This window comes from Geodermatophilus pulveris, assembly GCF_900188375.1.
Taxonomy (GTDB): Bacteria; Actinomycetota; Actinomycetes; order Mycobacteriales; family Geodermatophilaceae; genus Geodermatophilus; species Geodermatophilus pulveris.
In genome coordinates this window covers 105,779-119,112 of the sequence record NZ_FZOO01000010.1, presented here as the reverse complement: position 1 = coordinate 119,112, position 13,334 = coordinate 105,779, and the positions used below count along the sequence as shown (strand labels likewise).

Here is a 13,334-nt window from a genome sequence, read left to right as displayed (position 1 = left end):
CCGAGGAGGGGCGGCCCGGGTCCGGTGGCCCGGAGGCGGGGGCGGACGGGTGTCGATCGGAACGGTAGCGCCTCGGGGCCGGTACTTCAAACACGTGTTCGAAGCCCGGACGCGTGGTCGGGTCGACCCCGTCAGCGGGATGCGGTAGACATCGCACAGACGTTCGATCGAACGCGTGTTCGACGCACCGGGGTCGGTGCGACGGGGTCGGGAGGGGGAGGGCTCGTGGTGGACGTGCGGCAGGCGGTGCTGGAGTTCGACGCGGTGGTGCAGGTGCCCTGGCGGCCGCTGCTCGGGTCGGGGGGCGTCGGCGGTGCGACCGGGGGTGCCCGCGCGGCCGGGCGGCCCGGTGCGCCCCCCCGGCCGGGTGCGGCCCCCTGGCCGGGTGCGGCGCCGGGTCCGGCGCGGTCGCCGGCCGGGTCGGTCCTCCCCGGGTCCGGGCCGCGGGTCACCGGGCACCTGCGCCCGGTGCCCGACCGTCCGGGCGCCCCGGGGTCCCGCGCCCCGGACCCGGCTCCGGCGAGGGGGGCCGGCCGTGCACCGGCTCCCGGGGACGTCCTGCCGCGTCCGCACCGGGTCCGTCCGGGTGGGTCGGCCGCCGCTCCGGCTCGTGCCGGCCGCGGGGAGGCGCGGCTGCGCCTGACCCGCCGCGGGCGGGCGCTGGTGGGCGCGCTGGCCCTGGGCGGCGCGGTGGCGCTCGGCGCCTGGGTGGCGCCGGTCGTCGGGGGTGACGCCGGCGGGGAGCTGCGGCTGGCCGGCGGCAGCAGCGTCGTGGTGCGGGAGGGCGACACGGTGTGGTCGATCGCCGGCGAGGTCGCCGGCGACACCCGGGACGTGCGGGCGGTGGTCCACGCCATCACGGAGATCAACGACCTCGAGGGCTCCGCCGTCGTCCCCGGCCAGGTGCTCGAACTGCCCTGACCGGGGCGGCGGGGAGCGGTGGCGGGGTGCGGCGGTCGAGGAGCGACAAGACGGGACGCCGAGGTTCGTCAACCCGCCGTGCCGAGTCGCTGACGCACCGTCGCAGGTCACGGACCTACCGTCGGGTCCGTGTCAGCCACCCCAGGGCGCCGGGCCGCCGTCTTCAGCACTCCCTCCCAGGACGTCGAGGTCCTCGTCGACGGCGTCTGGTGCCCGGGGTCACTGCTGGGCTGGCGGCACGACGGCGGGGGTGCGTGCCAGGTGTGGGTTCGGGTGGGTGCCGACCGCGAGGTCTGGACCGGCCTCCCCGAGGTCCGGCTGCCCGAGGCCGATCCCGCGCCGGTCCTCGTGCCGGACGCCCCGGCCGCGCTGTCCCTGGGCCCGGCCGAGGAGCTGCTCCCCGGCGCCTCGGCCGCCCCGCGGCTGTCGCTGAGCGAGGCGGCGGCCCGGGAGCAGCGGGCGGCCGGCGTCCTCCCGGTGGCCCCGCGCGCGGCCACCCGGCGCCGCCACGGCGGCGACGTGACCGCCGAGCTGCCGGCCGCGACCGACGCGGCGGCCGCGGCCGGCCGGCACCGGGCCGGGGCGGCGCCCGGCCGCCACCGGGCGCTCGACGCGCGCACGCAGCCCGAGGCGCCGCAGACGGGCGCCGGCGCGGAGCCGGACCTCGGGGACGCGACGGTGCTCATGCCGCGCGCGACCGGCACGGACTGCCTGACTCGGCCGATGCGGCTCGGGGACCGGGGGGCCCGGCCCCGCCCGGTGCGTCCCGACCAGGCGCTGCGGGCCTGAGCCGGCCGTCCCGCCCCCGCTCCCTCCCGCGCCGCCGCACCGCCGGAGGCGCGCTCGTCGGCGTGCCCGCCGGGGCCCGTGGGGCGGCTGGGACGCGCTGGTCACGGAGTCGTCTCGACCGACGACGCGCCACAGCTCGGCTTGCAGATGTAGTGGGGACCGGCCTAGGGTTCCCCTACATCTAGTAGTTGCACCGCAGGCAGTTGTCCACAGGCCGGTCCGCAGGCCCTCCCCACGACGTCCACCGGATGTCCCCAGGGAGGTCCACAGCCGGCCGGGCGGACACCGTGGCGGAGCAGGCCCGGAGGGGAGGGGACCGCGTGCGCTGCCCCTTCTGCCACAACCCCGACAGCCGGGTCATCGACTCGCGCGAGGCCGACGAGGGGGCGACCACCCGTCGCCGCCGCTCGTGCCCCGCGTGCGGCCGCCGGTTCACCACGGTGGAGGAGGCCGTGCTCGCCGTCGTCAAGCGCAGCGGCGTGAGCGAGCCGTTCGCCCGCAGCAAGGTGGTGGCCGGCGTCCGCCGCGCCTGCCAGGGCCGGCCGGTCGACGAGGACCAGCTCCAGCAGCTGGCCCAGCAGGTCGAGGACGCCATCCGGGCCTCCGGCGCGGCCGAGGTCCCCAGCCACGAGGTGGGGCTGGCCATCCTGCGGCCGCTGCGGGAGCTCGACGAGGTCGCCTACCTGCGCTTCGCCAGCGTGTACCGGGCGTTCACCTCGCTGGAGGACTTCGAGAAGGCGATCACCGAGCTGCGGGCCCGGCACGTCGCCGCCGGCACGCCCCCGCTGCCCGGCATGCAGGACCCACCACCCCGCCGGCGGGGCGGGGGGCGCACCAGCGCCTCCTCCGCCGGCGGCTGAGAAACGTCAGCAGCACCAGCTAGGAAGGGTGCGGCTCTTCCCCAGCCGCCTCTCCGACCAGCACCGCACACAACTCAGGGAGAGCTCGTGACCGAGACCGAGGACCGCCTGTCGGGCCGTACGCGTCGTGCCGCCAAGGCGCCGACCAGGGGGAAGGGCCTGAAGGTCAAGCGGGTCTTCACCACCGCCGGGGTGCACCCGTACGACGAGGTGACCTGGGAGCGCCGGGACGTCGTCATGACCAACTGGCGGGACGGCTCGATCAACTTCGAGCAGCGCGGCGTGGAGTTCCCCGCCGAGTGGAGCATCAACGCCACCAACATCGTCACCACGAAGTACTTCCGCGGCGCCGTCGGCACCCCCCAGCGGGAGACCAGCCTGCGCCAGCTCATCGACCGGGTGGTGCTGACCTACGGCGCGGCCGGCCGGGAGCACGGCTACTTCGCCACCGAGGGCGACGCCGAGGTCTTCGAGCACGAGCTGACCTGGATGCTGCTGCACCAGTACTTCAGCTTCAACTCGCCGGTCTGGTTCAACGTGGGCACCGCCGCGCCGCAGCAGGTCAGCGCCTGCTTCATCCTCGCCGTCGACGACACGATGGACTCGATCCTCAACTGGTACCGGGAGGAGGGGCTGATCTTCAAGGGCGGCTCCGGCGCCGGCCTGAACCTCTCCCGCATCCGCTCCTCCAAGGAGCTGCTGTCCTCCGGCGGCACCGCGTCCGGCCCGGTCAGCTTCATGCGCGGCGCCGACGCCTCCGCCGGCACGATCAAGTCCGGTGGCGCCACCCGCCGCGCGGCCAAGATGGTCGTCCTCGACATCGACCACCCCGACATCGAGGAGTTCATCGAGACCAAGGCGCGCGAGGAGGACAAGATCCGCGCGCTGCGCGACGCCGGGTACGACATGGACCTCGGCGGCCGGGACATCACCAGCGTGCAGTACCAGAACGCCAACAACTCCGTCCGGGTCTCCGACGAGTTCATGCGCGCCGTCGAGGACGGCACGCCGTTCGGCCTGCGCGCCCGCATGGACGGCTCGGTGATCGAGACCGTCGACGCCAAGACCCTGTTCCGCAAGGTCACCCAGGCCGCCTGGGAGTGCGCCGACCCGGGCATCCAGTACGACGACACGATCAACGACTGGCACACCAACCCCGAGACCGGGCGGATCAACGCGTCCAACCCGTGCTCGGAGTACATGAGCCTGGACAACAGCTCGTGCAACCTGGCGTCGCTGAACCTCATGAAGTTCCTGCAGGACGACGGCACGTTCGACACCCGGAACTTCGTGAGGGCCGTCGAGCTGGTCATCACCGCGATGGACATCTCGATCTGCTTCGCCGACTTCCCGACCGACCCGATCGGGGAGACCACGCGGGCCTACCGGCAGCTGGGCATCGGCTACGCCAACCTGGGCGCGCTGCTCATGGCCACCGGCCACGCCTACGACTCCCGCGGCGGCCAGACCCTGGCCGCGGCGATCACCTCGCTGATGACCGGCACGGCCTACCGCCGCTCGGCCGAGCTGGCCGGCATCGTGGGCGCCTACGACGGGTTCGCCCGCAACGCCGACGCGCACGCCCGGGTCATGCGCAAGCACTGCGCGGCCAACGACGCGATCCGCCCGGTCGGCGCCGACGACGCCGACGTGCTCAAGGCCGCCACCGCCGAGTGGCAGGCGTGCCTGGAGATCGGCGGGGAGTTCGGCTGGCGCAACGCGCAGGCCTCGGTGCTGGCCCCCACCGGCACGATCGGCTTCATGATGGACTGCGACACGACCGGCATCGAGCCGGACTTCTCGCTGGTCAAGTACAAGAAGCTGGTCGGCGGCGGGTCCATGCAGATCGTCAACCAGACGGTCCCGCGGGCGCTGCGCAGCCTGGGCTACCAGGACGAGCAGATCGAGGCGATCGTCGAGTACATCGCCGAGCACGGGCACGTCGTCGACGCCCCGAGCCTGCGCCCGGAGCACTACGAGGTCTTCGACTGCGCGATGGGCGAGCGGGCCATCTCCCCGCTGGGCCACGTGCGGATGATGGCTGCGGTGCAGCCGTTCATCTCCGGCGCCATCAGCAAGACGGTCAACATGCCGGAGACCGCGACCGTCGAGGACGTCGAGGGCATCTACTTCCAGGGCTGGAAGCTGGGCCTGAAGGCGCTGGCCATCTACCGGGACAACTGCAAGGTCGGCCAGCCGCTGTCCGACGCCAAGGCCAAGAAGGCCGAGGCGAAGGCGGAGGCGGCCGCGCCGGCGACCACGATGTCGCACCCCGTGCGCAAGCGGCTGCCCAAGAAGCGGACCAGCATGACGACGTCGTTCAGCGTCGCCGGCGCCGAGGGGTACATGACCGCCGGCATGTACGAGGACGGCAGCCTCGGCGAGGTCTTCCTCAAGCTGGGCAAGCAGGGCTCGACCCTGGCCGGTGTGATGGACGCCTTCTCGATCGGCATCTCGCTGGCGCTGCAGCACGGTGTGCCGCTGGAGACCTACATCCAGAAGTTCACCAACATGCGTTTCGAGCCGGCCGGCATGACCGACGACCCGGACATCCGGATCGCCCAGTCGGTGATGGACTACATCTTCCGGCGGCTGGCCCTGGACCACCTGCCGGTGGACAAGCGGGCCAACCTCGGCATCTTCACCGCCGAGGAGCGGGCCGCCCAGGTGTCCGGCTACGGCACCTCGGCCTCGACCGCCGCGGTCGAGGAGGAGGTCGACGTCGAGGCGCTGCGCGGCTCGGTGCCGACGGAGACGTCCGTGAAGCCGGCGTCGCCCGCCGCCCGGTCGGACAAGCCGGTCACCGAGGCGCACTCGTCGGCCGAGCTGTTCGAGCTGGTCACCGGCACCGCGACCGACGCGCCGCTGTGCATGACCTGCGGCACGAAGATGCGCCCGGCCGGCAGCTGCTACGTCTGCGAGGGCTGCGGCTCCACCAGCGGCTGCAGCTGACGGCGACGCCCGCCGGGCCGTCCTGCGGCCCCCGCAGGACGCCCCGGCGGGCGCGACGCGACCCGCCCGGTCCCCGCCCCGGGGGCCGGGCGGTCCGTCGTCGGCGGCCGCCTGGGCAGTCCGCCGCCGAGGAGCCCCGCGCCCCGGCGGCCGCCGATCGCCCCGTGCGAGCATCCAGGGCGTGCTGTGGCGGGGGCGGAGCGAGCTGCCCCGAGAGGTCGGCATCCTCGCCGTCGTCGCCTTCGTCGTCGCCCTCGGCTTCGGCATCGTCGCCCCGGCCATCCCGCTGTTCGCCCGCTCCTTCGGCGTCGGCACCACGGCCGTCGGGCTGGCGGTCAGCGCCTTCGCGTTCTTCCGGTTCGTCTCGGCCTTCGGCGGCGGCTCGCTGGTCGAGCGGTTCGGCGAGCGGACGGTGCTGTCGGCCGGCCTGGTCGTCGTCGCGGTCACCACCGGCCTGGCCGGCCTGGCCTCGGACTTCCCGCTGTTCCTCGTCCTGCGCGCCGCCGGCGGCGTGGGCAGCGCCATGTTCACCGTCGCCGCGCTGTCCCTGCTGCTGCGGGTCGCGCCCCCGTCGCACCGCGGGCGGGCCGCCGCGACCTGGCAGGGCGGCTTCATCCTCGGCGGCATCGCCGGCCCCGCGGCCGGCGGGCTGCTCGCCGAGCTCTCCCCGCGGCTGCCGTTCTTCCTCTACGCCGGGTTCCTGCTCCTGGCCGGGTCGGTGGCCATGGTGCTGCTGCGCCCCTCGGCCACCCGCCGCGAGCAGGCCGCCCGGACGTCGTCGGGAGCCGAGCCCGAGGCCGTCCCCCTGGGCACGGCGCTGCGGTCGCGGGTGTACCTGGCCGCGCTGGTCGCCAACCTCGGCGTGGGCTGGGTCCTGTTCGGCGTCCGCAACTCGCTGGTCCCCCTCTACGTCACCGAGGAGCTGGGCCGCACCGTCGCGTGGGCCGGCGCCGGGCTGCTGGCCGGCTCGGTGGCCCAGGCCCTGGGCCTGCTGCGCTCCGGCGCCCTCGCCGACACCTGGGGACGGCGCCCCGCGCTGGTCCTCGGCGCCTCGCTGGCCACCGCCTCGACCGCCGCGCTCGTCGCGCCGCCGGCCCTGTGGGTCTTCCTGCTGTCGATGGCGGTGTTCGGGCTGGGCGCGTCCTTCCTCGCCAGCGTCCCGGCCGCGCTGGTCGCCGACGTCAGCCCGGCGCGCGGCGGCCGGGTGGTCGCGGTGTTCCAGATGTCGGCCGACCTCGGCGCCATCGTCGGGCCGCTGGCCGCCGGGTGGCTGACCGACGTCGCCTCCTACCAGGTCGCCTTCGCGGTGACCACCGGCGTGCTGGCCGCCGGGCTGCTCGCCGCCCTCGCCCTGCCGCGGGCCGGGCGGCCGGCGGCGGGCGGGTAGCCCGGCGCCCGTCAGCGGAGCGGCGCCTCCGGCGTCAGGTCGGCCAGCGCGGTGTTCGCGCCGCACAGCACCGCCACCACCCGCTCGCCGGGTGCCGGCCGGTAGGCGCCGCAGCGCAGCGCCGCCACCACGGTCGCCGCGCCGTGCTCAACGACCAGCCGGTGCTCCTCCCACAGGGACAGCCGGGCGGCGACCACGTCGGCGTCGTCCACCAGGACCGATCCGGCGCCGGTGCGCCCGGCCACCGCCCAGGCGATCGCGCCGAGCCGGGTGGCGCCCAGCGAGTCGGCCGCGACGCCGGACACCGGCACGTCGACCGGCACCCCGGCGGCGAGGGCGGCCGCGAACGTGCCGGCGGTGCGCGGCTCGACGCCGACGACCCGGGCCCGGCCCTCCAGGGCGGCGGCCACCCCGGCCATGAGCCCGCCGCCGCCGACCGCGACGAGGACCGTGTCGACCCCGCCGTCCACCTGGTCGAGCAGCTCCAGGGCCAGCGTGCCCTGCCCGGCGCAGACCTCCGGCTGGTCGTAGGCGTGGCAGAACAGCGCCCCCGTCCGCTCCGCCTCGGCGACCGCGGCCTCGTAGGCCAGCGCGTAGCGGTCCCCGACCTGGACGACGTCGGCGCCGAGCTCCCGCAGCCGGGCCACCTTCACCGCGGGCGCCGTCGCCGGCACGTACACCCGGGCGGCCGCCCCCTGCCGGGCCGCCGCGTACGCCACCGCCAGCCCGGCGTTGCCGCCCGACGCGGCCACCACGCCGGCCGGGCCGAGCTCCCCGCGCCCGGCCGCCGCCAGCACCCGGTTGAGCGCACCGCGGGCCTTGAACGACCCGGTGTGCTGCAGCTGCTCGAGCTTGAGCAGCACCGGGGCGTCCGGCACGAGCTCGCCGGCGGCCACGGCGGTGACGGGCGTCCGGCGCACCAGCCCGGCGGTGCGCTGCCGGGCCGCCTCGACGTCGTCCCTGTTGATCACCCGTCCACCGTAGGGACGGCGGGCAGCCGGCGCCGGACGGCCGGGGCAGGCCGCCGTCACGCGTGCATCCGCGCGCCCTCGACCACCGTGTCGACGGCGTTGCGCGGTCCGTGCAGGGCGAGGCCGACCAGGTCCAGGGCGGCGGCGGGGACGGCGCGCACCGCGGCCCGGTTCTCGTCGTCCCCACCGGTGGCGAACAGGTCGGCGGTGAACACCGACAGCGGCAGCCCGCGCTCCAGCGCCCGGGCGTGGGCGCGGGTGAGCACCTCGGCGGTGCCGCTGAGCACCAGCACCGGCTGCCGGAACATCGGCAGGTAGGCCGTGCCGTCGGCGTCGGCGTCGGGCTTCCCGATCAGCTCCGGCAGGGTCGCGGCGATGCCGCCGGACAGGAAGGCGGTCACGTTCAGCGCCTGCCACGACGCGAGGTCCTCCCGCAGCAGGACGGCGATCCCCGTGGGCCACCGGACGGCGGGCTGCGCAGGGTCCATGCCCGCAGGATCGCCCGGCCGCCCCCGCCGGGTCTTGTACGTTCCTGACGTGCCGACCGGCTCACGGGTCACCGCCCGGCGGCCGGGTGTGCCGGGGTCGGCCGAGGTCTTCCACGCCTCCTTCACCGACCACGCCCACCCCGCACACACCCACGACGGGCGGGCGCACACGCCGGGCGGCTTCCGCAAGCGCGTCCTGTACCTGGACGCCGACACCCTCGGCGAGGACGGCATCGGCGCCGCCGTCGACCGCCCGACGCTCGAGGACCCCGTGCTGCGGGTGCGGCTGTCCCAGCTGCACGCCGCGCTGGCCGCGCGCACCGAGGCCCTGGAGGCGGAGAGCCGGCTGGCGCTCGTGCCCGACCGGCTGCGGCGGCACCTGACCGGCACGGTCGCCGCGGCGCCGGCCGTGCGGGACGACGTCCTCACGGACCGGCTGCGCGACCTGCTCGACGCCCGCACCGTCGAGGGGCTCGGGCTGACCGAGGCCGGCCGGCTGCTCGGGGCGCCGCCCACCCACCTGGTGCGGTGCTCCACCCGTCGGCACGGGCTGCCGCCGCACCGACACCTGACCGGGCGGCGCCTCGACCGGGCGCGCCGGCTGCTGCTCGACGGCGTGCCGGCGGCCCGGGTGGCACCCGCGGTGGGGTTCTACGACCAGGCCCACCTGACCCGGCACCTCCGGCGCCTGCTGGCGACCACGCCGTCGGCCTACGCCCGCTCCGGTCCAGCCCCCGTCAGCCGGTCCGTCCCGGCAGGGGCACCCGCCGGCCGCGCCGCCAGACCGCGCGGATCCTCCGCGTCACGGTGACGTCGGCCCGCGGGCCGCCGTCGACGAGGACGAGGTCCGCGGCCAGGCCGGGGGCCAGCCGGCCGCGGTCGGCGAGGGCGGGGAACGCGGCGGCCGGTGCCGCCGTGGCCGCGGTCAGCGCCTCGCCGGGGGCCAGGCCGGCCTGCACGAGCAGGTCCAGCTCGTCGTGCAGGCTCGCGCCGTGCGCGGTGCCGGGACTGGCCGCGTCGGTGCCGGCCAGCAGGCGCACCCCGGCGTCGCGCAGCCGGGGCACCGCGTCCAGCGCGTGCCGCAGGTCGGCCCGCGCCCCGGGCCCGGCCGGGAAGCCCGCCAGCAGCAGCGACCGCTGCGCGGGGTCCAGCAGCGGCCCCAGGTGCGGGTCGGCCGCCAGCGCCGGGCCGCGGCGGGAGCCGCTGCGGGCGGCCAGCGAGGTCAGCGTGGGGACGACGAAGACGCCGCTGCCCGCGGCCGCCGCGACGAACTCCTCCGACGGGGGCTCGTCGAGGAACAGGTGGGCCAGGCCGTCGACGCCGGCGCGGACCGCGGCCAGCGCGTCGGCCTGTGTGAGCGCGTGCGCCACGACGACGAGCCCCTCGGCGTGGGCCGCGGTGACCAGGGCGCGCAGGACGTCGTCGGGCAGCCGCGGCACCGCCCGGCCGGTGGTGGTGCCGTCCTCCAGCACCACCTTGAGGTGGTCGGAGCCCTCCGCGATGCGGGCGGCGACGAAGGCCGCGGCCTGGTCCGGTCGCGCGATGGTGGGGAACGGGGCGAGCCGGCCGAGGTCGACCAGGACGGTCGGGTGACCGCCGGGGGCGGTGGCGCCGGTCCCCGCGGAACGGACGTCGGCCAGTGCCGCCGGGTCGGCGGCCGCCCGGGCCCGGAGCGACCGGATGAGCGCCGGGTCGGCGAACATGTCGACCTCGGTCGTGACGCCGCAGCGCAGCGCCGCCTCCAGCGCCCCGGCCGACACGTGCGTGTGCGCGTCGACCAGGCCCGGCAGGAGCGTGGCGCCGGCGGCCTCGACGACCGTCGCGCCCGTGGGAGGGGTCAGGCGGTCCTCGACGGCGGCGATGCGGTCAGCCACGACGAGCACCGAGGCCGGCGGCCGGAACCGGGTGCCGTCGAACACCGCCGCCCCGGTGACCACGAACGCGTCCCGCACCACGTCCACCACCTCCCGTGCCCACCCGGGCGTGTCGGTTCCGCCCTCGGCGTGGAGATTGCGCGCTCGGCGCAACAACGCCATCCCACCGCATGTCCCGAGTGGCGCGCTGGTCCACTCCGGCCGACGGATCCACCCATCCAGAACGAGGCCGGACCATGCCAGTCATCCCGATGCCGACCACGCCGGACGCCGCCCGCCTGAGCGGCGCCGGCGGCCACGCCTCCCTGACCGACGCCGTGTTCGACCGGCTGCTGCGCGAGCGCATCGTCTTCCTGGACCGCCAGGTCGACGACGACGTGGCCAACCAGCTGTGCGCGCAGATGCTGCTGCTGGCTGCCGACGACGCGCGCAGCGACATCCACCTCCACATCAACTCGCCCGGCGGATCGGTGAGCGCGGGCATGGCCGTCTACGACAGGATGCAGTTCCTCGACTGCGACGTGGCGACCTGCTCCGTGGGGATGCGGCTGGGGGCCGGCCGCGCCGGGCTGCTCACCGGGCGGCGCCCGTGGCCGCCGCCGGCACCGGGGTGCTCCTCGGCGGGCCGCCGCCGGCCCCGGCGGTCTGGGTGGGTGTCGCCGTCGTCGGCGCCGGCCTCGCACTCGGCCTGACCCGCGCGGGGGTCACGCCCGCGGGGCCGGCCCGGTGGTGGTGCCGACGGACAGGTGGACGTCGAGCACGGCGTCGGCCGGCCGCCGTCCGGCGAGCAGCTCGGTGACCGCCCGGCCGACGACCCGGCCCTTCTCGGTGGTCGGCTGCACGACGGTGGTCAGCCGCACCGGCGGCAGCCAGGGCAGGTCGACGCCGTCGAAGCCGGCCACGCTGACGTCCTCGGGCACCCGAAGGCCGAGGGACTCCGCGGCGCGCAGCACGCCGGCGGCCAGGATGTCGCTCTGCGCGACCACCGCCGTCGGCCGGTCCGCCGCCGAGACGTCGAGCAGCACCCGCCCGGCCCGCGCGCCCTCCTCGACCGCGTTGGTCGCCGTCTCCCACAGCGGCACCGGGCCGAGGACGTCCTCGACGCCGAGGGCCCGCTCGCGCACGTCGCGGAAGTGCACCCGGGCGCGGCGCTCGGCGGTGACCGGGCCGCGGGTGCCGTCCAGGCGCAGCGGCAGGGCGACCACCGCGACCCGGCGGTGCCCGAGGTCGGCCAGGTGCCGGGTCAGCTCGGCGGTGCCCCGGCGGTCGGGGACGCCGACGAGGACGACGTCGTCGCCGCCCGGCCCGTCGACGGCCACGATGGGCACCTCGCGGCGCCGCAGGTGCTCCAGGGCCGGGTCGTCCTCCGGCCCGCAGGTCGCGTAGACCACCGCGTCCAGCGGCACGTGCGCCAGCTGGGCCAGCGTCGGGCCGTGCCGGTCGGCGTCCCCCGGTAGCAGCAGCAGGCCGACGCCCAGCGGGCTGAGCACCTCGGTGACCCCGTCGAGCAGCTGCACCGCGACCGGGTCGCTGAACGCGTAGGTCAGCCGCTCGCCGATCACCGCCCCGACGACCCCGCTGCGCCGGGAGCGCAGCGAGCGGGCGACCGGGTCCGGGCCGGCGTAGCCGAGCTCGGCGGCCGCCGCCAGCACCCGGTCCCGCGTCGCCGGGGCGACCCGCTCGGAGCCGGAGAAGACCAGCGACGCCGTCGACGGCGCCACCTCGGCCCGGGCGGCCACGGTGGCCAGCGTCGGGCGGGTCCGGTCGCTCACGGTCGCGGGCTCCTCGTCGGGTCGGGGCCGCCGACGCTACGACCCCACCGGCCCGCGGTCGAGGAAACGATCATCGAATCGATTCGATAGAGTGACCGGGACGCCGCGCACGGAAGGACCCCTGGTGCACCTGACCTCCTCCACCGCCTCCCTCGAGCGGGCGCGGGTCGCCGTCGCCGTGGCCTTCGTCGTCAACGGGTTCGCCTTCGCGTCGTGGATCTCGCGGGTGCCCGCCGCCCGCGACGCGCTGGACCTGTCGTCGGCCGGGCTGGGGCTGCTGCTGCTGTGCATCGCCGTCGGCTCGACCGTGGCGCTGCCGCTCACCGGCCCGGTGGTGCACCGCATCGGCCCGGCCCGCGGCGTGCTGGCCGGGGCGGTCGTGGCGGTGTCCGGGCTGCTGCTGCTGGCCCTCGGCCTGGCCTCCGGTCAGGTCCTCGCCGCCGGGGCGGGCCTGACGCTGGTGGGCGTGGGCGTGGGCAGCTGGGACGTGGCCATGAACATCGAGGGCGCCGCGGTCGAGCGGGGGCTGGACCGCGCCCTCATGCCGCGGCTGCACGCCGGGTTCAGCGTGGGCACGGTCGCCGGCGCGCTGCTGGGGGCCGGCGCCGCGGCCGTGGCCCTCCCGCTGGCCGCCCAGCTCGTGGGAACGGCGGTCCTCGCGCTGGGCGCGATCGCGGTCGCCACCCGCTCGTTCCTCCCCGTGGAGCCGCCGGACGACGAGCAGCGTGCCGCCGGCTCGGGCGTCGGGCAGGCCTGGCGGGAGCCGCGCACCCTGCTGGTCGGGCTGTCCACCCTCGCCTTCGCCTTCACCGAGGGCACCGCCAACGACTGGCTCGCCGTGGCCCTGGTCGACGGCCACGGCCTGGGCGAGGCGACCGCGGCGATCGGCTTCGCCGTCTTCGTCACCGCGATGACCGCCGTCCGGGTGGTGGGCGGCGCGCTGCTGGACCGCTGGGGCCGGGTGGCCGTGCTGCGGACCGGCGCCGCGACGGCGGTGCTCGGCCTGCTGCTGTTCGTCACCGCCCCCGCGGTGCCCCTGGCCCTCGCCGGGGCGGTGCTGTGGGGGGCCGGCGCCGCGCTGGGCTTCCCGGTCGGCATGAGCGCCGCCGCCGACGACCCCGCGCGGGCGGCCGCCCGGGTGTCGGTGGTCAGCTCGATCTCCTACACCGCGTTCCTCGCCGGCCCGCCGCTGATCGGGTTCGTCGCCGAGGTCACAGGGGTGCTGCAGGCGCTGCTCGTCGTCCTCGCCGTCCTCGCCGCCGGCCTGCTGGCCGCCGGTGCCACCCGGCCGCTGCCGACTGCCGGGTAGCTCAGCACCGG

Annotated in this window: 12 protein-coding genes; 8 read left to right on the top strand and 4 right to left on the bottom strand. The window is 76.7% G+C overall.

Annotated features, from left to right (window positions below; translation table 11 throughout):
• Positions 1-225: 225 nt before the first annotated feature.
• The 5 genes from CHB98_RS18110 to CHB98_RS18090 all read left to right on the top strand — a co-directional run bounded on the left by CHB98_RS18110 (position 226) and on the right by CHB98_RS18090 (position 6,909).
• Positions 226-921 (top strand): LysM peptidoglycan-binding domain-containing protein, encoded by a 696-nt coding sequence (locus CHB98_RS18110; protein ID WP_179224661.1) that lies wholly within the window; start codon positions 226-228, stop codon positions 919-921.
• Positions 922-1,050: 129 nt separating this feature from the next.
• Positions 1,051-1,710 (top strand): hypothetical protein, encoded by a 660-nt coding sequence (locus CHB98_RS18105; protein ID WP_143425127.1) that lies wholly within the window; start codon positions 1,051-1,053, stop codon positions 1,708-1,710.
• Between the two features lie 320 nt (positions 1,711-2,030).
• On the top strand, positions 2,031-2,570 hold the full coding sequence (gene nrdR, locus CHB98_RS18100) for a transcriptional regulator NrdR (RefSeq protein ID WP_089306993.1): 540 nt from the start codon (positions 2,031-2,033) through the stop codon (positions 2,568-2,570).
• 87 nt (positions 2,571-2,657) lie between these two features.
• Positions 2,658-5,522, top strand: coding sequence for a vitamin B12-dependent ribonucleotide reductase (locus CHB98_RS18095; RefSeq protein ID WP_089306992.1), 2,865 nt, complete (start codon positions 2,658-2,660; stop codon positions 5,520-5,522).
• Between the two features lie 181 nt (positions 5,523-5,703).
• The gene (locus CHB98_RS18090; RefSeq protein WP_089306991.1) at positions 5,704-6,909 is read left to right on the top strand and encodes an MFS transporter; all 1,206 of its coding nucleotides are present in this window, start codon (positions 5,704-5,706) and stop codon (positions 6,907-6,909) included.
• A gap of 11 nt (positions 6,910-6,920) precedes the next feature.
• Here CHB98_RS18090 and CHB98_RS18085 read toward each other — a convergent pair whose 3' ends face one another.
• Together CHB98_RS18085 and CHB98_RS22115 are read right to left on the bottom strand one after the other, a co-directional pair.
• The gene (locus tag CHB98_RS18085) at positions 6,921-7,880 is read right to left on the bottom strand and encodes a threonine/serine dehydratase (RefSeq protein WP_089306990.1); all 960 of its coding nucleotides are present in this window, start codon (positions 7,878-7,880) and stop codon (positions 6,921-6,923) included.
• Positions 7,881-7,936: 56 nt separating this feature from the next.
• The gene (locus CHB98_RS22115; RefSeq protein WP_218822420.1) at positions 7,937-8,368 is read right to left on the bottom strand and encodes a DUF2000 domain-containing protein; all 432 of its coding nucleotides are present in this window, start codon (positions 8,366-8,368) and stop codon (positions 7,937-7,939) included.
• 49 nt (positions 8,369-8,417) lie between these two features.
• Between CHB98_RS22115 and CHB98_RS18075 the strand changes: the two genes are divergently transcribed.
• On the top strand, positions 8,418-9,179 hold the full coding sequence (locus CHB98_RS18075; protein WP_245821367.1) for an AraC family transcriptional regulator: 762 nt from the start codon (positions 8,418-8,420) through the stop codon (positions 9,177-9,179).
• On the opposite strand, the gene CHB98_RS18070 is transcribed toward CHB98_RS18075, so the two are convergent.
• A complete protein-coding gene (locus CHB98_RS18070; RefSeq protein ID WP_218822418.1) occupies positions 9,106-10,323 on the bottom strand; it encodes an amidohydrolase family protein in 1,218 nt (405 codons plus the stop codon). The two genes, CHB98_RS18075 and CHB98_RS18070, sit on opposite strands and share 74 nt — an antisense overlap.
• A 155-nt stretch (positions 10,324-10,478) precedes the next feature.
• On the opposite strand from CHB98_RS18070, the gene CHB98_RS22820 reads away from it, so the two are divergent.
• The gene (locus CHB98_RS22820; protein ID WP_281251876.1) at positions 10,479-10,934 is read left to right on the top strand and encodes an ATP-dependent Clp protease proteolytic subunit; all 456 of its coding nucleotides are present in this window, start codon (positions 10,479-10,481) and stop codon (positions 10,932-10,934) included.
• A gap of 12 nt (positions 10,935-10,946) precedes the next feature.
• Here CHB98_RS22820 and CHB98_RS18060 read toward each other — a convergent pair whose 3' ends face one another.
• Positions 10,947-12,014, bottom strand: coding sequence for a LacI family DNA-binding transcriptional regulator (locus tag CHB98_RS18060; protein WP_089306985.1), 1,068 nt, complete (start codon positions 12,012-12,014; stop codon positions 10,947-10,949).
• Positions 12,015-12,138: 124 nt separating this feature from the next.
• On the opposite strand from CHB98_RS18060, the gene CHB98_RS18055 reads away from it, so the two are divergent.
• Positions 12,139-13,323: an MFS transporter gene (locus CHB98_RS18055; RefSeq protein ID WP_245821365.1), complete on the top strand. Its 1,185-nt coding sequence runs from the start codon at positions 12,139-12,141 to the stop codon at positions 13,321-13,323.
• Positions 13,324-13,334: the final 11 nt, after the last annotated feature.

Excerpts from the sequence above, each read along its gene's own strand:
- CHB98_RS22115 (WP_218822420.1), bottom strand. The coding sequence starts at position 8,368 with ATGGACCCTGCGCAGCCCGCCGTCCGGTGGCCCACGGGGATCGCCGTC.
- CHB98_RS22820 (WP_281251876.1), top strand. The coding sequence starts at position 10,479 with ATGCCAGTCATCCCGATGCCGACCACGCCGGACGCCGCCCGCCTGAGC.